Annotated in this window: 20 protein-coding genes; 12 read left to right on the top strand and 8 right to left on the bottom strand. The window is 69.3% G+C overall.

Annotated features, from left to right (window positions below; translation table 11 throughout):
- The gene (locus ACX80W_RS08915) at positions 1 to 1605 is read right to left on the bottom strand and encodes a carboxyl transferase domain-containing protein (protein WP_459282400.1); all 1605 of its coding nucleotides are present in this window, start codon (positions 1603 to 1605) and stop codon (positions 1 to 3) included.
- A gap of 117 nt (positions 1606 to 1722) precedes the next feature.
- Here ACX80W_RS08915 and ACX80W_RS08910 point away from each other — a divergent pair, with 117 nt between their 5' ends.
- Both ACX80W_RS08910 and ACX80W_RS08905 read left to right on the top strand, forming a co-directional pair.
- Positions 1723 to 2334, top strand: coding sequence for a TetR/AcrR family transcriptional regulator (locus ACX80W_RS08910; RefSeq protein ID WP_459282399.1), 612 nt, complete (start codon positions 1723 to 1725; stop codon positions 2332 to 2334).
- 77 nt (positions 2335 to 2411) lie between these two features.
- Positions 2412 to 2879, top strand: a complete 468-nt coding sequence (locus ACX80W_RS08905; protein WP_459282397.1) for a GNAT family N-acetyltransferase — start codon at positions 2412 to 2414, stop codon at positions 2877 to 2879.
- A 73-nt stretch (positions 2880 to 2952) separates the two neighbouring features.
- Here ACX80W_RS08905 and ACX80W_RS08900 read toward each other — a convergent pair whose 3' ends face one another.
- Positions 2953 to 4230 (bottom strand): MFS transporter, encoded by a 1278-nt coding sequence (locus ACX80W_RS08900; protein WP_459282395.1) that lies wholly within the window; start codon positions 4228 to 4230, stop codon positions 2953 to 2955.
- 238 nt (positions 4231 to 4468) lie between these two features.
- Between ACX80W_RS08900 and ACX80W_RS08895 the strand changes: the two genes are divergently transcribed.
- From ACX80W_RS08895 to ACX80W_RS08870, 6 genes are all read left to right on the top strand, one after another.
- Complete coding sequence (locus ACX80W_RS08895) at positions 4469 to 5047, top strand: DinB family protein (protein WP_459282393.1); 579 nt, start codon at positions 4469 to 4471, stop codon at positions 5045 to 5047.
- Between the two features lie 58 nt (positions 5048 to 5105).
- Positions 5106 to 6419 (top strand): DUF2252 domain-containing protein, encoded by a 1314-nt coding sequence (locus tag ACX80W_RS08890; RefSeq protein WP_459282391.1) that lies wholly within the window; start codon positions 5106 to 5108, stop codon positions 6417 to 6419.
- Between the two features lie 75 nt (positions 6420 to 6494).
- On the top strand, positions 6495 to 6866 hold the full coding sequence (locus ACX80W_RS08885; RefSeq protein WP_459282389.1) for a hypothetical protein: 372 nt from the start codon (positions 6495 to 6497) through the stop codon (positions 6864 to 6866).
- 185 nt (positions 6867 to 7051) lie between these two features.
- Complete coding sequence (locus ACX80W_RS08880) at positions 7052 to 7474, top strand: DUF6098 family protein (RefSeq protein ID WP_459282387.1); 423 nt, start codon at positions 7052 to 7054, stop codon at positions 7472 to 7474.
- Positions 7475 to 7600: 126 nt separating this feature from the next.
- Positions 7601 to 8218 carry an N-acetyltransferase gene (locus tag ACX80W_RS08875; RefSeq protein ID WP_459282385.1) on the top strand — a complete coding sequence of 206 codons (618 nt, stop codon included), beginning with the start codon at positions 7601 to 7603 and terminating at the stop codon, positions 8216 to 8218.
- A 173-nt stretch (positions 8219 to 8391) separates the two neighbouring features.
- Positions 8392 to 8688, top strand: coding sequence for a hypothetical protein (locus tag ACX80W_RS08870; RefSeq protein ID WP_459282384.1), 297 nt, complete (start codon positions 8392 to 8394; stop codon positions 8686 to 8688).
- A 60-nt stretch (positions 8689 to 8748) separates the two neighbouring features.
- On the opposite strand, the gene ACX80W_RS08865 is transcribed toward ACX80W_RS08870, so the two are convergent.
- The 4 genes from ACX80W_RS08865 to pdhA all read right to left on the bottom strand — a co-directional run bounded on the left by ACX80W_RS08865 (position 8749) and on the right by pdhA (position 13587).
- Positions 8749 to 9504, bottom strand: a complete 756-nt coding sequence (locus ACX80W_RS08865; RefSeq protein ID WP_459282620.1) for a GAF and ANTAR domain-containing protein — start codon at positions 9502 to 9504, stop codon at positions 8749 to 8751.
- Between the two features lie 386 nt (positions 9505 to 9890).
- On the bottom strand, positions 9891 to 11438 hold the full coding sequence (locus ACX80W_RS08860; protein WP_459282382.1) for a dihydrolipoamide acetyltransferase family protein: 1548 nt from the start codon (positions 11436 to 11438) through the stop codon (positions 9891 to 9893).
- Positions 11439 to 11446: 8 nt separating this feature from the next.
- A complete protein-coding gene (locus ACX80W_RS08855) occupies positions 11447 to 12454 on the bottom strand; it encodes an alpha-ketoacid dehydrogenase subunit beta (protein ID WP_459282380.1) in 1008 nt (335 codons plus the stop codon).
- On the bottom strand, positions 12454 to 13587 hold the full coding sequence (pdhA, locus tag ACX80W_RS08850; protein ID WP_459282619.1) for a pyruvate dehydrogenase (acetyl-transferring) E1 component subunit alpha: 1134 nt from the start codon (positions 13585 to 13587) through the stop codon (positions 12454 to 12456). Before pdhA ends, ACX80W_RS08855 begins: the two co-directional genes overlap by 1 nt.
- A gap of 193 nt (positions 13588 to 13780) precedes the next feature.
- Between pdhA and ACX80W_RS08845 the strand changes: the two genes are divergently transcribed.
- Positions 13781 to 14257, top strand: coding sequence for an Lrp/AsnC family transcriptional regulator (locus ACX80W_RS08845; RefSeq protein WP_133403273.1), 477 nt, complete (start codon positions 13781 to 13783; stop codon positions 14255 to 14257).
- Positions 14258 to 14430: 173 nt separating this feature from the next.
- Positions 14431 to 14805, top strand: coding sequence for a hypothetical protein (locus ACX80W_RS08840; RefSeq protein ID WP_459282377.1), 375 nt, complete (start codon positions 14431 to 14433; stop codon positions 14803 to 14805).
- 127 nt (positions 14806 to 14932) lie between these two features.
- On the opposite strand, the gene ACX80W_RS08835 is transcribed toward ACX80W_RS08840, so the two are convergent.
- Both ACX80W_RS08835 and ACX80W_RS08830 read right to left on the bottom strand, forming a co-directional pair.
- Positions 14933 to 16570, bottom strand: a complete 1638-nt coding sequence (locus ACX80W_RS08835) for a monocarboxylic acid transporter (RefSeq protein WP_459282376.1) — start codon at positions 16568 to 16570, stop codon at positions 14933 to 14935.
- Entirely contained in the window at positions 16567 to 16965 is a 399-nt protein-coding gene (locus ACX80W_RS08830) for a DUF485 domain-containing protein (RefSeq protein WP_459282617.1), read from the bottom strand. Before ACX80W_RS08830 ends, ACX80W_RS08835 begins: the two co-directional genes overlap by 4 nt.
- A 316-nt stretch (positions 16966 to 17281) precedes the next feature.
- On the opposite strand from ACX80W_RS08830, the gene ACX80W_RS08825 reads away from it, so the two are divergent.
- On the top strand, positions 17282 to 18469 hold the full coding sequence (locus ACX80W_RS08825; RefSeq protein ID WP_459282615.1) for a sensor histidine kinase: 1188 nt from the start codon (positions 17282 to 17284) through the stop codon (positions 18467 to 18469).
- 15 nt (positions 18470 to 18484) lie between these two features.
- Positions 18485 to 19204, top strand: coding sequence for a LytR/AlgR family response regulator transcription factor (locus ACX80W_RS08820; RefSeq protein WP_459282374.1), 720 nt, complete (start codon positions 18485 to 18487; stop codon positions 19202 to 19204).
- Positions 19205 to 19214 lie beyond the last annotated feature (10 nt).

The raw sequence follows: 19214 nt of genomic DNA, 5'->3' as shown, positions 1-19214 counted from the left end.
TCACATCCGGAAGAGGCCGAAGGAGGTCTCCGGCAGCGGGGTGTTGGAGCACACGTCAAGGGCGAGCCCGAGGACGGTGCGGGTGTCGGCCGGGTCGATGATGCCGTCGTCCCACAGCCGCGCCGTCGAATAGTAGGGGCTGCCCTGGGCCTCGTACTGCTCCCGGATCGGGGCGGTGAACGCCGCCTCCTCCTCGGCGCTCCAGGTTTCCCCGCGGGCCTCGAGCTGGTCGCGCTTGACGGTGCTGAGCACCGAGGAGGCCTGGTTGCCGCCCATCACGGAGATGCGGCTCGCCGGCCACATCCAGAGGAAGCGCGGGGAGTACGCCCGGCCGCACATCGAGTAGTTGCCGGCCCCGAAGGAGCCGCCGATCACCACCGTGAGCTTGGGCACCCTGCAGGTCGCCACGGCGGTGACCATCTTGGCGCCGTTCTTGGCGATGCCGCCGGCCTCGGAGTCCCTGCCGACCATGAACCCGGAGATGTTCTGCAGGAAGATCAGCGGAATGCCGCGCTGGTCGCACAGTTCGATGAAGTGGGCGCCCTTGAGCGCCGATTCGCTGAACAGCACGCCGTTGTTGGCGACGATGCCGACCTGATGGCCGTGCAGGGTGGCGAAGCCGGTGACCAGGGTCGTGCCGTAGTCGCGCTTGAACTCGTGGAAGAGGCTTCCGTCGACGAGGCGCGCGATGACCTCGCGTACGTCGTAGGAGGCGTTGACGTCGACCGGCACGGCGCCGTAGAGCTCCTCCGGGTCCACCGCGGGTGGCTGCACCGGCACTGTCTGCTCCGCGGGGCGCTGGACCGGGAGCGTCGAGATGATGTCACGCACGATCTCGAGGGCGTGGTGGTCGTTCTCCGCAAGGTGGTCGGTGACCCCCGAAACGCGCGAGTGCAGCTCGCCGCCGCCGAGTTCCTCCGCGGTGACGACCTCACCGATGGCCGCCTTCACCAACGGCGGTCCACCGAGGAAGATGGTGCCCTGGTTCCGGACGATCACCGTTTCGTCGCTCATGGCGGGGACGTACGCGCCGCCGGCCGTGCAGGAGCCCAGCACCGCGGCGATCTGCGGGATCTTCCGCGCCGAGAGGGTTGCCTGGTTGTAGAAGATGCGGCCGAAGTGCTCCCGGTCCGGGAAGACCTCGTCCTGCTTCGGCAGGTACGCACCGCCCGAATCCACGAGGTACACGCACGGCAGGTTGTTCTCGAGGGCGATCTCCTGGGCCCGCAGGTGCTTCTTCACCGTCAGCGGGTAGTAGGTGCCGCCCTTGACCGTTGCGTCGTTGGAGATGACCAGGACGTGCCGCCCGTGGACCAGGCCGATGCCCGCGATCACGCCGGCGCCGGGTGATTCGTCGTCGTACATCCCGTTGGCCGCCAAGGGGGCGATTTCGAGGAAGGGGCTGCCGTCGTCGAGCAGGAAGTCGATGCGTTCCCGCGGCAGGAGCTTCCCGCGCGCCACATGGCGCTCGCGCGACCGCGGCGGCCCGCCCAGGGCGGTCTCCGCGAGACGGTCGCGCAGTTCACCGGCCAGGCGGCGCTGCGCCTCGTCGTTCTCCAAGAAATCCAGCGAGGTGGTGTCCACCTTCGACGTCAGCGTCTCCATCGACTCTTCCCTCAAACGACTTAAGTTAGTAAGCGCTAACCGAGTTTAGGTTAGTGGCTATTAACCGGCCTGTCCACCACAATAAGAGCACACACACCAGCCGCGAAGGATACTTTCATGGAATCACCGCCCACCGTCGACCGGGTCACGGGCCGCAGCCTGGCCAAGGCCTCGCGGCGTGCCGCCCTCCTGGGCGCGGCGGCCCAGCTCTTCGCCGAGCGCGGGTATAACGGTGTCTCCATCGAGGATCTCGGCGCCGCCGCCGGCGTCAGCGGGCCGGCGGTCTACCGGCACTTCAGCGGCAAGCCCGCGGTGCTGTCGGCGCTGCTGACCGGGGTCAGCGAGGATCTCCTCGAAGGGGGCCGGGCGGTCCTCGAGAACTCCGCCGACGCCGACAGTGCGCTGCGCGGCCTCATCGAGTTCCAGGTCGACTTCGCCCTCAGCAACGCCAACGTCATCCGGGTCCAGGACCGGGACCTGAGCAGTCTCTCCCGGGAGGACGCCCAGGTGGTGAGGTCACTGCAGCGCCGCTACCTGGAGGTATGGGTCGAGGCCATGGCCGACCGCACCCCGGGAGCCGACCTCGTGCAGCTGCGGCGCAAGGCCCACGCGGTGTTCGGGCTCATCAACTCCACTCCGCACACCACCCAGGGCAGCAGGAGCAGCAGGGATCTCGGGGGGCTGCGGCTCCTGCTGGAGAATATGGCCTGGGCTGCCCTGAACGCCTAAGACCGGCATCCGCGGCCCCCGCAGGTACGCTGGTTCCTTACCGATTTCCACCGCACCGCCTAACCGAAAGTTCCGCTGTGATTGAACTCCGCCCCGTTGAAGCCGCCGACCTGGACAAGTTCTTCACTCATCAGCTGGACCCGAGCGCCAACCACATGGCGGGTTTCGCGGCGAAGAATCCGGCCGACCGCGGGGTGTTCGACCACCACTGGCAGGACATCCTCAATAACCCGCGGATCACCGTGCGGACGATCGTTGCGGACGGCGAAGTCGTCGGCAGCATCCTCGCCTACAAGGACGAGGAGACGCCGGAAATCAGCTACTGGGTCGACAAGGCCCACTGGGGCCAGGGCATCACGACGGCGGCGGTGGGCCAGTTCCTCGACGAGGTGACCGAACGCCCCCTGCGCGCCCGGGCCGTGGTCGACAACGTCAGCTCCATCCGCATCCTCGAGCGCTGGGGATTCCAGCGGGTGGGCGAGGCCCAGGGCTTTGCCAACGCCCGCGGCGCGGTCGTCAAGGAACTGATCCTCGAACTGCCCTGAGCCGGCCGGGGGCAGCCGATTAGGACCTGACAGCCGGTCCGGCGGCCCCCTCTTCGACGTTGCGGACGGCCGTTCAGGCGCCTTCGGCGTCGCGCTCCGCGGCCTCGATGGCCGGCTCGGTCACCACCCGCATGCCCAGCAGCAGTGCGAGCGACACGATCCCCATGATGGCGAACACCGTCGTCAGTCCGAAGAACTGGGCAAGGAGACCGCCGGCGGCGGCACCGGCCGGAATCGTTCCCCAGGCCAGCAGGCGGTAGGCGCTGTTGACCCGTCCCAGCAGCCGGTCCGGGGTGATCCGCTGCCGCAGCGACACCGAGATGACGTTCCAGACGGCGATGGCCGCCCCTCCCACGAAGAAGGCGGGGCCCACGAGCAGCGGGTCGGCGGTCACGGCCGGGATACCGATCAGGGGGACGCTGGCCAGGATCGCCACGACCAGGGACCGGGAGCGGCCCAGACGCTTTTCGACCGCCTCGGCGACGAGCGAGCCGAGGAGGCTGCCGACGGCGACGGAGGTCAGCAGGATCCCGAACCCCGGCTCCGAGAGCCCCATGGCCGAACCGGGGCCGACGGCGAAGAGCACGAAGACGGTGAACGCCGCGTTCGAGGCGAAGTTGAATCCCCCGACCATCACCGCAAGCGTCCGAAGCAGCGGCCGGCTCCACAGGAAGCGCAGGCCCTCGGCGATGTCGGCGCGCATCGAGGAGGAGACCGCCCGCTCCACCCGGAAGTTGCCGCGCACCAACAGCAGTGCCCCCACCGCACACGCCCACAGGGCGGCCGGGATGGTGAGGGCCAGGGTGGCGCCCACGACCAGGAGCGCGCCGCCAAGCGGCGGCCCGATGAACTGGTTGGCCGTGAGCTCCGCCGCGAAGAGCCGGCCGTTCGCCCGGGAGAGCACGGGGCGGGGCACCACCTGCGGCAGGATCGACTGGGCGGAGGTGTCGTAGGCCGTCTCCGAGCAGCCGATGCCGAAGGCGACGAGGTAGAGCGCCCAGAGCGGTTCGGCGCCGGACAGCAGGGCCGCGACGAGGGCGAGGAGGAGCACCGCGCGGGCGGTGTTGGCCGTGAGCATGATCCGCCGCCTGTCGTTCCGGTCGGCGAGCGCGCCGGCCGGAAGGGCGAAGAGCAGCCAGGGGATCGACAGCGCGATACCGAGCCCTGCGATCAGGGCGGGAGAATCGGTGAAGCGCAGGGCCAGGAGGGGCAGCGCGACCTTGAGGATGCCGTCGGCGAGGTTGGACAGGCCGGAGGCGGTCCAGAGGGTCCAGAACGCGGCACCAAGCGGCCGCCGTTCGTCGTCGTCCGCCGCGTCCCCGGGCGGGATCTGCTCCCCATGCTCCGCCACCACTGTCCCCCATCCGCCTGTTTCCAAGGCGTGCCGGGCCGGTCTTTCCGGCCGTCGCGTCCAACCCGTCGAGAATGCCATCCGCTCCCGCCCCGTTCAATCGATGTCCACCAGGCACTCCGCCGCGCCGGGGACACCGCCGTCGGAGAACGGCGCTGATCGACGATAGCGCTGATTGGTTCGAGTGCCGCTGTGGCGCGCCAGGGCGCCGTGAGGCCCGGTTCGATAGAGTGCCCCCATGGACGAAAAGGCGACGTTGCTGCGGTACCTGCGCACCTGCCGCGGCAACCTCCTGGGGAAACTCGAGGGCCTCGACGAATACGACGCGCGGCGGCCCCTGACCCCCACAGGCACCAACCTGCTCGGCCTCGTCAAGCACGTGGCGAGCGTCGAACTCGGCTACTTCGGGGAGGTCTTCGGCCGCCCCAGCGGGCTCGGCCTGCCCTGGCTGGCCGGGGACGCCGAGCCGGACGCCGACATGTGGGCTGCCGCCGGTGAGAGCCGCGCCGACATCGTTGAGCTTCACCACTTCTCCGCCCGGCACAGCGACGCGACGATCGAGGCCCTCCCCCTCACCGCCGGGGGCGAGGTGCCGTGGTGGCCGCCGCAACGCCGCCGGGTCACCCTCCACTCGATCCTTGTGCACATGTGCGTCGAGACGGCCCGGCACGCCGGTCACGCCGACATCCTCAGGGAGTCGATCGATGGAGCGGCCGGCAACAGTCCCGATGACCCCAACGTGACGCGGCGGACCGCCGAGGAGTGGGCGCGGCACCGCGGGCGGATCGAGTCGGCGGCCCGCGGCGCGGCTGGCTGACGCGGCACGGAAACCCGCCGCACGGGCAGTCCGGCTCACGCACCGGTAGTCTGGCCCAATGGTCGACTCCGCGCGCCGCCAACAGCACATCATCGACATCCTCGTCGAGGCCCACGAGGCGCTCATGAACGCGGACCCGCACGCTTTCCGCGCCCGGTTCCGGAAGATGGCCGCCGACCCGTACGCCTTCTACCGCGGGAGTGCGGCCCTGTTCTACGCCGACATGGCGGACCTGGATGACCGCTGGGCCGATGAGCGCACCAGCCGCGTCTGGATCCACGGCGACCTGCACGCCGCGAACTTCGGCACCTACATGAACAATGAGGGACGCCTCACCTTCGACGTCAATGACTTCGACGAGGCCTACGTTGGCCACTTCTCCTGGGACCTGCGCCGCTTCGCGGCCTCCCTGGCCCTGATGTGCTGGCAGAAGGCCCTGCCCACCCGGGCCGTGCGCGACCTCGCACGGGTCTATCTGGAGGGATACCTCAACCGGGTGCGCGAGTATGTGACGGCCGGGGATTCCGATTTCGCCTTCGGACTGTCGAACACCGACGGCGCGATCCGGGCCATCCTCCAGGAGGCCCGGGCCTCGAAGCGCACCCGGCTCCTGGAGTCGCTGACCCGGATCGAGGACTACGAACGGCACTTCCGCGAGGACGGCTCGATCCGCGCCCTGGATGAGCCGGAGTACCGGAAGGTGAATGCGGCATTCGAGGAATACCTGGGCACCATCCCCGACAGCGAACGCTCCCGGCGCCGCGTGTTCTACCGGGTCAAGGGAATCGTCGGCAAGAAGGGCTTCGGCATCGGCAGCGCGGGGCTGCCCGCCTACAACGTCCTCATCGAAGGGTTCGATGAAGCCCAGGAGAACGACATCATCCTGGCCATGAAGCAGTCGAATGTCGCCGCGCCAAGCCGGATCGTCTCCGATGAGCGGGTGCGCTCCTACTTCATCGATGACGGCCACCGTGCGGTCATCAGCCAGCGCTCCCTTCAGACCCACACCGATCCCTTCCTCGGTTACACCACGATCGACGGAGTGTCCTTCGTGGTCTCCGAACTTTCCCCCTACAAGCGGGACCTGGACTGGGAGGACCTCACCGAGCCGTCCCAGATGGAGCCCGTGTTGGCGAGTCTGGGCCAGGCGACCGCCAAGATCCACTGTTCCAGTGATGAGGACAGCGACCACGACCTCGTGCCCTTCCGCACCGAAACCGCGATCATGGAACTGTTGGAGGGACGGGAGGAGGACTTCATCGAGGACATCATCGACTTCGCAACCGCCTACGCCGCGGAGGTCCGTGAGGATCATTCGCTGTTCGTCGACGCCTTCCGCGAAGGAAAGATTTCGGCGGTCCCGGCAACCTGAGCCCTGTGTGGAACCACGGAGCTTGTCCCCCGGCCCCACCCCTTCGAGCATGCACAGAACCAAGGAGCACCACTCATGAGCACCGATACCCGAAACCACGTCCGGCGCCCGCTGCGCGCCGTCCTGCTTGCCGTGTCGCTGACAGCGTTGCTGGGCGGCTGCGCCCAGGTGGAGGACACCGCCCGGGACGCCGTGTCCTCGGCCGCAACCGCCGCGGCGGGCGAAGTGAAGGAACAGATCTGCGCGGTGACCGAGGACGGCCTCGTCAGCGCACGGGACAGGGAACTCCTCGGCGCCCTGATTCCGCCGGCCAGGAGCGCCGGAGTGCCGGAGGAGGTCCTGGCCCCGGCGGACCGCCTCGCGGAGGCGGGCGACTCAGTACCGGATGACGCCCTGACCGAACTGCGTGGCGCATGCGGGCAGGAACCGGCCCCCTCTGCAAGCTGAACCTGACCGCCGCGCGGATCCTTGACCCCGGCAGCCGTCACTACGATCCTTGAATCTAGTAAGTATGCTTACGGATTCGGGGGTCTCCCGGGCCAATGCACCGGCCCGGTCCGCCGGTGCCAGCGGGTGCGGCCACAGCGATGGCGCGCCCGGGAGCGTACCGGGCGCGGACAGGAAAGGCGGCAATGGCAGCCACACCGGACGGAATCCTACTCAGGGACCTGGCGGAACTCGAGCGGCTCGTGGCAGCGGCGGACGACGTCTACCTCCGCTATTCCAAGGGATACGAGGCCGATGCCGGTTCCCAGAGCACGGATACCGAGAGCGGACTGGCGCTGCCCGGCCTCTCGGTGAACCCCCTCACGCCGGAGGCATGGTGGACCCGCCCCTTGAAGGATTGGCTGGCGCGCCAGATCTGCCAGTACAAGCATCTGGGCGAGAGGCAGGACCGCCACGCCTGGGTCCTGACGGGAACCTGCGCCGGCCGCGGGCCCGACTGCGAACCCCTCCTGACCGACATCCGCCCACTCGGGCGGCTCGATGCCGCAGTGCTCGAGGAGGCCAAGAACATCTACGAGGAGCGGTTCGAGGCCCGGAAGGGACCGTAAGGGAGTCCCGCCGGGACGCCGGGACGAGGTAATAAGCCTCCTGACCTTTCACTTTTCGAGCCTCCCGTCTAGACTGGGGTAACCGGTCGAGCAGGAGGCCTGTGGCCCCTCGACCATGGAGTTCCAGTGAACAATCTCCTGCATGTCCACTCCCCTGCTTCCGACCTTGACGCGCGCCCGTTATTTTGGGGACACTCCCCCAACCCGGCACCTCCGCACGCCTCACCGGGGGGCGAGGTCCCGTTCCCCACGGACCTCACGGCCCTGTCCACGCGGCAGCTGCGCACGATGTGCAACCAGACCTACCAGCTCATGGACACCCCCTACCCTCCCCTCGAGGTCCGCGAACGCTACGAAGCGCTCGTTGAGGAACTGGAAGCCAGAGAGCACACGGCCCAACTTCCGGCCCAGCCCGAACCGCCGGGCCAGCGGGGCACCTTCAGGGACAACGTGCTGTACTCACGGTTCGAGCTCTACCGGGAAGGGCTCATGGCCGGCTACGTCAAATACGAACTGCGCGGTGGTGAGGTCCTGCTGATCCAGGCGGTCATCGACCGGCGGTTCCGTTCGATGGGACTGGAGCCGGTGCTCATGCAGTCGGTCCTGATGAACGCCCACCGCCGACGCCTCGATATCGCACCCTATTGCGCCGAAGCGCAGGAATTCCTGCGCGAGAATCCCCAGTTCCTGCGCCTGCTCCTGCCTCACCAGCGCATCAGGTTCCAGGCGGTCCTTGAAGGCTGACGGGAGCGGCACGGTTTCTTGAGGCAAACCACAGGTTTCCAAACGGGACTCCTTGAGGTGGCGGGCACACAATAGGAGGGAACGGAAAGCAGGCATTCCTAGCCGCGGGTGGGGCGGACCCCGACGGGGGCGCAGGCCGCTTTCGCCGCCAACTCACCCGAGGGACGAAGCCCATGCAGCACCAGCGCACCTACGACGCCCTCGAGTGTTCGGGCCTGTCGCTCGGTGAGGTCGTTCAGCACTACCTCAACATGGGCGGCTCGTTGGATGGGTTTGAGGTCGATGCCTACCTGCATGGGCTGATCCAGCTGCCCTTCCAGGAGCGCGACTGCATCTCGCAGGCCGTCAACGAGCTCATCGACGATATGTTCACCGGAGGCAGCTTCCACTGCTGCCGCGCCCCCTACAGTGCGGAGCACCACAGCGCCAGCCGGCGCCGGCACTTCCCCCGGTTCCGTCTGGCCAACTAGGGCCCGCACCCCTGTTTGCGCCGCGGGTCGGCGGCCTGTTTGCCCGCCCGGCAGCGCCGCTCAACGTTTGGCCGCCGTCTGTGCGGGACCGTTCCCCCGAATGTTGATGTCGCCGCTGCTGGCCAGCCGTTCGGCGATGACCTGCAGCTTCGTGTTCGTCGTCGAGCTGACCGCCGACAGCAGCACGAAGGCCTGCGGGGCGGTGATCTTGAACCGTTCCATGAGGATCCCCTTGGCCTGTCCGATCACATCCCGGCTCACCAGGGCCCGGTTGAGCTGGCTGATTTCGCGGGCATCGGCGAAGGCGACAGCCGCATGGGCGGCGACCAGCAGCCCGATCTGTTCACTCTCCTCGTCGAAGACACCCACCTCCGCGCCGTACAGGTTCAGCGCACCGAGGGTGTCGCCCTGAACAAACAGCTGGAACGAAAGCATGCTCCGCGCACCCAGGTCCCAGGCCCGCTGGGCGAAATCGGGCCAGCGGGTTTCGGTGCTCAGGTCTGGAACCCGGACAACCTGCTCCTCGTACGCGGCGTCGAGGCACGGGCCCTGGCCCGTCTCGCTCTGGACGGCATCGACCCTGCGTGGCAGCTCGCCGGAGGCGGCCCGGGAGATCACCGACCGGCGCGCCCGCACCATGCTGACCGACCCGTGGGCGACCGCGGGGATCAAGCGGATGGCGGCGCGGACGATATCTTCGAGGATCGCCTCGGTGTCCTGTTCCTTCTGCATCTGGCGGGCGAGCGTGCCCAACTGGTGGGCAAGGTCGTCCAAGCTCCGCCGCTGCCTTCCCGGCTGCGATTCGTGCTCCGTCATCGAACTCACCCCGCCCTGCCTCTAGCTCTTCAGCGATTCGCCGTCGCCGCTGTTTTTTCGCGTCGCCGACCTGCACTCCACCGGATTCATGGGACGGCGGGGTCGCATCCGATACCCGGGCCACCGTCGTTCATCCAGCGCGGACCGCGCACGTGCGCACAGAAGCACCGCAGGCCTCCGGCCGATCCCCTGTCCGGTGTGTCTTCGACTCTACTCCGCGCTGTCGAGCCCCCCACCGGGATGGTGCGGATTTTTCCCCGCATTTCGTCCACCGGTGCGGATTCGCGGCTCCCGGTGGACGCCGGGAGTCCCCGCCCCGTGGAACGGGCGCTCGGCCGACCGCGGGAGCGCCTGAGGCTCGGGCGCCGCTGGAGCAGCAGCCGTCGTCACACCATGGTGAGGACCATCCCCGGGTCGGACAGGACCGCACCGACGTCGGCGAGGAACCGTGAACCCTGTTCGCCGTCGACCAGCCGGTGGTCGAACGAAAGGCTCAGGGTCATCACCGAGCGCAGCGCGATCTGGCCCTCGAACTCCCAGGGCATGCGGCGGACCGCGCCCATGGCGAGGATCGCCGCTTCCCCGGGGTTGAGGATCGGCGTACCGGCGTCGATGCCGAAGACCCCGATGTTCGTGATGGAGATGGTCCCACCCGACAGGTCGGCCGGGCCGGTCTTGCCGGCACGCGCCCGCTCGGTGAGGCCGGTCAGCGCATCGGCCAGCTCACGAAGGCCCAACTGCTGCGCGTCCTTGATATTGGGCACCAGCAGTCCGCGGGGTGTGGCGGCGGCGATGCCGAGGTTGACGTAGTTGAACTGCACGATTTCGCCGGCGGCCTCGTCCCAGCGGGAGTTGAGAGTCGGGTGGCGCCGCAGGGCGATGCACAGGGCCTTCGCCACGATGGTCAGCGGGGTGATCCGCACACCGGCGAACGCCTTCGATTCCCGGACCCGGCCGATGAGTTCCATCGTGGGCGTGACGTCGACGGTCAGGAACTCGGTGACGTGGGGCGCGGTGAACGCGCTGGCCACCATGGCCGCCGCGGTGTGCTTCCGCATGCCCTTGATGGGCGAACGGGTCTCGCGTCCCGCGTCCTGCGCGACGGCCGGGGCGTCGGGGACCGCGGGAAGCGTGCCGTTGCCGCGCTCGGCCCCTGCGCCGAAGCCCGCTCCGGCGGCGGACCCGGCGGCACGCAGGATGTCGTCGCGGGTGATCAGCCCACCGGGCCCGGTGCCGTGGACTGCCTCAAGGCCCACACCGAGATCCCGCGCCAGCTTCCGCACGGGCGGGGTGGACCGAGGACGCTCCTGCGTCGCGGCCGCAGGATGCGCCGCCGGCTTCGGTGGAGCGGTGCCCGGGCCGGCACCCGGGCCCGGGACCGCACCCGCAGGCGCGGCAGCAGGAGCACCCGCGGCGGGTGCGGTCGCGGCAGGTGCGGGGGCGACGGCGTCGGGCGCGGTCGCGACAGCCATAGGGGCGATAGTCACAGGCGCGACGGCGCGACCGGACAGGCCTCCTCCGTCCGACGCAAGGCCGGACGTGGAAACGGCGACGCGGCGGGCCCGCCGCTCGGGCCGGCCGCCCTTCTCCACTGCGGCACCGTACCCGACGAGGTTCGGCTCCCGCCGGGCGGGCGCTGCGCTCTCCTGGGACGCCTCCGCGGCGCCTACGGGTGCCGGCGCTCCGCCCGCGGGCCCGGGCACCTCGAAGGACACCAGCGGCGCTCCGACCTCGACGACCGTGCCGGGCTGTTCGTGCAGTTCGGCGATCACGCCGGCGTAGGGCGAGGGCAGTTCGACGACGGCCTTGGCGGTCTCCACGTCGGCAATGATCTGGTTGAGCTCCACGGTGTCCCCCACCGCCACGTGCCAGTTGACGATTTCAGACTCAGTGAGGCCCTCACCGAGGTCGGGAAGCCGGAACTCCTTGATCACGCCTGCCACTACCTTTCGAGTCCGCTCAGTGAGTTGGGCCGGCCAAGCACCCGGTCGACGCCGTCGAGGATGCGGTCGAGGTCCGGCAGATGGTGGAATTCAAGCTTCGAGTACGGGTAGGGAATATCGAACCCCGTCACGCGGACCGGGGCGTGCTCCAGGTGGTAGAAACACCGCTCGGTGATGCTCGCGGCGATCTCGGCCCCGAGCCCGCCGGACTGGGCGGCCTCGTGCGTGATGACAAGGCGCCCGGTCTTCCGCACCGAGGCTTCGACGGTTTCGAAGTCGATCGGCGCCAGGGAGCGCAGGTCGATGACCTCGATGGAGACGCCGTCGTCGCCCGCGGCCACGGCGGCGTCGCGCGCCGTGGGCACCAGCGGCCCGTAGGTGACGAGGGTGACGTCGGAGCCTTCGGTGACGACGCGGGCCTTTTCCATGCTCGACGCCGCCGGGTCGGAGGCCTCATCCACCTCCCCCTTGACGTGGTAGCGGCGCTTCGGTTCGAAGTACAGCACGGGGTCGTCGGAGCTGATCGCCTGCTGGATCATCGTGTACGCGTCCTGTGGATTCGACGGGCTGATGACGCGCAGGCCGGAGGTGTGGGTGAAGTAGGCCTCCGGTGATTCCGAGTGGTGCTCCGGGGACCCGATGCCGCCGCCGAAGGGGACGCGGATGGTGATGGGCATCTTCACGGCGCCCTGAGTCCGGTAGTGGATCTTCGCGACCTGGCACACGATCTGGTCGAACGCCGGGTAGATGAAGCCGTCGAACTGGATTTCGACGACGGGCCGGTAGCCGCGGTAGGCCATGCCGACGGCCGTGCCCATGATGCCGGACTCCGCGAGCGGGGTGTCCAGGACCCGGTGCGGCCCAAAGTCCTTCTGCAGTCCGTCCGTGATGCGGAAGACGCCGCCGAGCTTGCCGATGTCCTCGCCCAGGAGGATCACCTTGGGATCGTTGTCCAGGGCCCGACGCAGGCCCGCGTTGATCGCGCGGCCGAAGGTAAGAGTGGACATCAGGAGCTCCCGTCGGAGGATGCGCTGTCGGCGAAGGTTGAGAGGTACCGCTCGTAGTGGTCCTGCTGGCGGTCGAGCCAGGAGTTCGGTGTGGAGTAGACGTGCTTGAACACATCGCCCGGGGCCGGTTCCGGCATCCCGAGGCAGCCGGCGCGCAGCTCGGCGGCGACGGCGTCGGCCTTGGCCTTCACCGAGGTGGTGAAGGCTTCGTCGAAGAGCCGGAGGGATGCCAGGTGGGCCTCGAGGCGCTTCAGCGGGTCCTTCGCCGCCCAGTCCTCGAGCTCGTTGGCGTCCCGGTACCGGGTGGGGTCGTCCGCCGTGGTGTGCGGGCCCATCCGGTAGGTGACCGCCTCGATAAAGGTGGGCCCTCCGCCGGAGCGCGCCCGGGCGAGGGCCTGGCGGGTGACGGCGAGGCAGGCGAGGACGTCGTTGCCGTCGACGCGCACCGAGGGGATGCCGAAGCCGGGCGCCCGGTTCGCGATCGGCACGTGGGCCTGCAGGCCGACCGGCTCGGAGATGGCCCAGTGGTTGTTCTGGCAGAAGAAGATCACCGGCGCCTGGAAGCTCGCCGCGAAGACCATCGCCTCGTTGACGTCGCCCTGGCTGGTGGCGCCGTCGCCGAAGTAGGTGACCGCGACGGCGTCGTCACCGTCGTTGAGGATGCCCATCGCGTAGCCGGTTGCGTGGAGGGTCTGCGCCCCGATGATGACCTGGGGGGTTGCCATATTGATGGCGTAGGGATCCCAGCCGGAGGAGGCGTTGCCGCGCCAGACGCGCAGGATGTCGGTGAGGTCGACGCCTCGGCAGTAGGCCACGGCGTTCTCCCGGTAGCTCGAGAAGACGAAGTCGTCCCGGCGCAGGGCCCGGCCCGAGCCGATCTGCGCCGCCTCCTGGCCGAGCAGCGGCGGCCACAGGGCCAGTTCGCCCTGGCGCTGGAGGGCCGTGGCTTCGGAGTCGATCCTGCGCACGACGACCATGTCCTCGTAGAGGCCCTGGAGCGCGGCGCCGTCGATATCGGCGACGAGCCGGTCGTAGGTCGGCTCCGGCACGCGGACGCCGTCGGCGGTGATCAGCTGGACGAGTCCGGACGACTGCTTTCCCGGGCCGCCGGGAACGGATTCGATGTTTTTCAGGGCCACGATGCACTTCGCCTTCACTGTCAGGCCGGTCCGTCCGCGGCGCCGAAACGCCTCCGGGACACTCCGGGCGCCATTGCCCGAAGTACCTGTGACACTACTCACACCCCACAGGTGGCACAACTGAAATGTTATTCATTGAGCATTATGCTCTATTCCTGGCACTTGAGGCGTGTTAGCGTTGCGCAGTATGCAACCCCTTGATGGCACCGACCTCCGCCTGCTCCTCGCGATGGCCAAGGACCCCCGGCGGACCGTCGTCGCCCTAGCCGAGAAACTGGGCCTCTCGCGCAATACGGTGCAGGCCCGCATGACCCGGCTTGAGCAGAAATCGGTCTTCCTCTCCTTTGAGCGGCGCATCAATCCCGCCGCCCTCGGCTACCCGCTGATGGCCTTCATCCACGTCCACGTCCAGCAGCAGAAACTCGCCGAAATCACCGCCCGGATCAGCGAGATCCCTGAGGTGATCGAGGCGTACGGCCTCAGCGGGCAGGCCGACATCCTGGTGCGGGTGGTCTCGGCCGATGCCGAGGACCTCTTCCGGGTTAACGGGAAAATCCTCGCCTGCGACGGCGTCGAACGCTGCGACACCTCGCTCGCGATGGGAGAGCTCGTCCCCTTCCGGGTGGAACCCCTGCTCCACCGCGGCCCCCGCCCGCCCTCCTAGCACTGCCGCGCACCGTGGAGCGACGGATCCCTACCGCGGATCGGCTCCGGTGGCACGCCGCTTCTTTCCCTTTTGGTTCACCGCGGCGCGGGGCTAGGGTCAAAGCACCGCCGGGCGCCGCGGCGCAACCGCGGCACCGTACAGGTCGACCCACGCCTGCAAAGGAGTACACGATGGCCCCCGAATCCGAAGAACCATCAAGCCCGGTCCGTGACGGGCTCACCCAGGCGGCCAACCCGGTGCCCCGGGAGAACATCGCCGAAACGGCGTCCGACGACGCCGGCACCGGCGGAACGGACGGCGGCGGAACGGACGACGCCCCTCACAGCGGTGAAGGCGGGGAGCCCGGAACCACCGACAGTGCCGGCGGGATCGCCCCCCGGCCCGACCGGCAGGCGCCCGGCCCCGACGATCCCGACTCCGAGGGTGGCGGTGACGGAGAGCCGGAGGAGGCGCCCGGGCTGAACATCGCGGCGGGCCCGGCCGAGGAGGCCGACCGCGAGTCCGGCGGGCAGGAACTGCCCACCGATATCAGCCCCAGCGACTGAGGCTGAACATCGCGGCGGGCTCCACCGTGCCCTCCACGCCAAGGGGCCCGCAGCACCGGTCCGGTGCTGCGGGCCCCTCGTCGTCTGCACCCGGGTCGATCCGCCCGGGTGGTGGCGGCCGCCGCCCCTAGTGGTCGATGGCCTTCTCGGCTCCGACGCCGGTCAGGGAGCGGACCTCCATTTCGGCCTGGGTGAGCGGATCCTCAATCTTCTTCGACAGCGTCGTGCCCAGCCAGCCCAGGAAGAAGGCCAGCGGAATCGACACGATGCCGGGGTTGTTCAGCGGGAAGATCGAAAAGTCGGCGCCCTTGATCATCGACGTCTCGGCCCCGGAGACCACCGGGGACAGCGCGATCAGCAGGATGGCCGAGCCGAGCCCGCCGTACATGCTCCACATGGCGCCCTGGGTGTTGAACTTCCGCCAGAACAGCGAGTAGAGGATCGTCGGCAGGTTGGCGCTGGCGGCGACGGCGAAGGCCAGGGCCACCAGGAAGGCGACATTCTGGCCGGAGGCCCCGATGCCGCCGAGGATGGAGAGCAGCCCGATGACGACGACCGTGCGCCGGGCCACCTTGACCTCCCCGTCCGGATCCACCTTCCCGCGGCGGATCACGTTCGCGTAGATGTCATGGGCGAACGACGCTGCGGCGGTGATCGTCAGCCCGGCCACCACGGCGAGGATCGTGGCGAACGCGACCGCCGAGATCAGGCCCAGCAGCAGCGGACCGCCGAGCTCGAAGGCCAGCAGCGGCGCAGCCGAGTTGACCCCGCCCGGAGCCGCGACGATCCGGTCGGCACCGATCAGGGCGCTGGCGCCGTAACCCAGGACGAGGGTGAAGAGGTAGAACGCACCGATGAGCCAGATCGCCCACACCACGGAGCGGCGGGCCTCCTTCGCCGTCGGCACCGTGTAGAAGCGCATGAGCACGTGCGGCAGGGCCGCCGTGCCCAGCACCAGGGCGAGGGCCAGGGAGACGAAGTCGAGCCGGGTGGTGCCGGTCAGGCCGTACTGCAGGCCGGGGCTGGTGATCGCAGCGTTGCCCGAGGTTTCGATCGCGGCGCCGAGCAGGGCCGAGAAGTTGAAGTTGTGGATCGCCAGGACCCACACCGTCATGATGAACGCACCGACGATGAGCAGGAAGGCCTTGATGATCTGCACCCAGGTGGTGCCCTTCATGCCGCCGATCAGGACGTAGAGGATCATCAGGATCCCGACGACGGCGATCACCAGCGACTGGCCGAGGCGGTCGTCGATGCCCAGCAGCAGGGAGACGAGGCCGCCGGCGCCGGCCATCTGGGCCAGCAGGTAGAAGAAGCAGACGGCGAGCGTGGTGATGGCCGCCGCGATCCGGACCGGGCGCTGCTGGAGGCGGAAGGAGAGGACGTCGGCCATGGTGAACTTGCCGGTGTTGCGCAGCAGTTCCGCCACGAGCAGCAGGGCCACCAGCCAGGCGACGAGGAAGCCGATCGAGTAGAGGAACCCGTCGTAGCCGTTGATGGCGATGGCGCCGACGATGCCAAGGAAGGAGGCCGCCGAAAGGTAGTCCCCCGCGATCGCGGTGCCGTTCTGCGGGCCCGTGAAGGAGCGGCCGGCGGCGTAGTAGTCGGCGGCGGTCTTGTTGTTGCGGCTGGCCCGCAGCACGATCACCAGGGTGATCGCGACGAACAGGCCGAAGATGGTGATGTTGAGCCAGGGCTCGCCGACGCGCGTCGCCGCGCCGGTCTGCAGGGGCAGGAACGGGCCCGCGGTGAGGATCGGTGTCATTTCGTCCCGCCTGTCGGATCACTGAATGCTTCGGGGGCGGCGGCCTCGAGCTCGTGCCGGAGGTCCGCCGCGATGGGGTCGAGCCGCCGGTTGGCGTAGCTGACGTACCACATGGTGATGGCGAACGTGCTGACGAACTGCGCCAGCCCGAGGAGGATGCCGATGTTCACGTTGCCGAAGACCGGGGTGGCCATGAACTCGTGGGCGTAGTCGGCCAGCAGCACGTAGGCGAAATACCACAGCAGGAAAACCACGGCCATGGGGAAGACGAAGCTGCGGTGCCGTTTGCGCAGTTCGCGGAACTGCTCCGTCTCCTGGACCTCGGTGAAGTCGACCGGGGGCCGGTCGACCGCGCCGGCGCTGTGCGCGCCGGACGCCGACGGCGCCCGGTCCACCGGGGCGCCCTCCGTCCGCCCGGTGCCCGGGGTTCCGCCGTCGTGAGCCGGCGACCCCCCGCCCGGTTCGATAGGGTGCGAACCCATTGTTCCTCCTCTGCTTGGACTGTTCCCTGCCTGCCGGCGGCAGTGCCGGGCAGGGTCGACCTGGGATGTGACTGTCATCACTCTCACCCACCCCGCCGCGCTTTTCCAGAAATCCGCCTCCGCCCCGCGCCCAACGGGCGGCGCCCTGCGCCGAACGGTCGCAGACGGGCCCTTCCCGCCGGACCGCCCGGGCGCGGCCGGGAGCAGGGGCAGGCACTACTGTGGAGCCATGGTCAGCCCCGCCGTCGACACCGCCCTGGTGTTCGCCGTCGCCGCCATCACCCTCGCGGTGGTGGGGTCGGTCGGGTTCCGGCTGTCCCGCTCCTTCCGGGACCTGGGCTCCGACGCCGACCGGGCCACCTACACCACCCTGCACACCGCCGCCCTCGCGTCCGAACACCTGCGGGAGGGGCTGACGCCCGCGGGTGCGGCCAGGGCCAGCCGCCACCTGAAGGGCCTGCTCCGGTGTGACACCCTGATGATCACCGACGAGGCGGCAGTGCTCGGGTGGGACGGTGCGCGCACCATACCCCCGGGGGTGATGGCGGCCATCGGGGAGTCGCTGGCCAACGGCCGCACCCAGATCCTCCGCCGGCCCCAGCTCGAGCAGGCAGGCATCACCGGGCTCGGCGAACTCGTCGTCGCACCGGTCCGGGTGGACCGCCGGGTCGTCGGGACCGTCGGCGCCTTCGCCGCCGAGGCCAATGCCGGCCTGGTGCGCGCCACCAACGAACTGGCGGGCTGGGTGTCGACGCAGGTCGAGCTCGCCGAGCTCGACTCCTCCCGCCGCCTGCTGATCGAGGCCGAGGTGCGCGCCCTGCGCGCCCAGATCAGTCCGCACTTCATCTACAACTCGCTCAACGCGATCGCCTCGTTCATCAACACCGACCCGCAGCGGGCCCGGGACCTCGTCGTCGAGTTCGCCGACTTCACCCGCTACTCCTTCCGCCGCCACGGCGACTTCACCACGGTGGCCGAGGAACTGCGGAGCATCGACCGGTACCTGCTCCTCGAACGCGCCCGGTTCGGCGAGCGCCTCAAGGTGCGGCTGGAGATCGGCCCCGAGGTGCTCGGCACGGTCATCCCGTTCCTGAGCCTGCAGCCGCTCGTCGAGAACGCGGTGCGCCACGGCCTGGAGTCCAAGGACGGAACCGGGCACATCACCATCACCGCACGCGACGCCGGCCCCTACGCGGAGGTCACCGTGGAGGACGACGGCGTCGGCATCGAACCGGAGCACCTGCGCTCGGTGCTGGCGGGACACACCGACGGCGTCCACGTGGGCCTGCGCAACGTGGATTCCCGGCTGCGCCAGGTGTACGGCGACGACCACGGCCTGATCATCGACACCGCCCCCGGCGCGGGAACCCTGATCACGCTGCGCGTCCCCAAATTCCAGCCCGGGAACCGCGCCTGAGCGTACGCTAGGGGCATGGTGAACGTGGTCATCGCGGACGATGAACTCCCCGCAGTCGACGAACTTGCCTTCCTGCTCGCCCAGGACCGCCGGGTCCGGACCATCCACCGCGCCTCCAGCGGTGCCGAGGTGATGGCCACCCTCGCGCACTTCGACGTCGACGCCCTGTTCCTTGATATCCACATGCCGGCCGTCTCCGGGCTCGAGGTCGCACGCTCGATCGCGGGCCTCGCCCGCCCGCCCGCCGTCGTCTTCGTCACCGCCGACGAGGACCGGGCGCTTGAGGCCTTCGACCTGCGCGCCGTCGACTACCTGCTCAAGCCGGTACGCCGGGAGCGGCTGTCCGAATCGGTCCGGCGGATCTGCGAGCTCGCCGAGGCCGGCACCCCGGCGCCCGAAGTCATCACCGTGGACCAGGGCGGGATCAGCCGGCGGATCCGCCGGGACGAGATCCGGTACGTCCAGGCCCAGGGCGATTACGCCCGGCTCCACACCGCCGAGTCAAGCTACCTGATCCGCATCCCCCTCAACGACCTTGAACGGCAGTGGGCCGACGCCGGATTCCTGCGCACCCACCGGTCCTACCTCGTCGCGATGGACCAGGTCCGCATGGTGCGCCTGGGCGCGGGCCGCCCGAGCGTGACCGTCGGCAACGTCGAGCTGCCGGTCAGCCGCCGGCACCTGCCGGGGGTCCGCGAGAAGCTCGAGGCGACGCGCCTGCGGCCGGGCCAGTAGGCCGCCCGCC

It is taken from the genome of Arthrobacter melezitosi, assembly GCF_054511055.1.
Note: the sequence above shows the minus strand (reverse complement) of the source record. Positions and strands in the feature narration are given on the sequence as shown.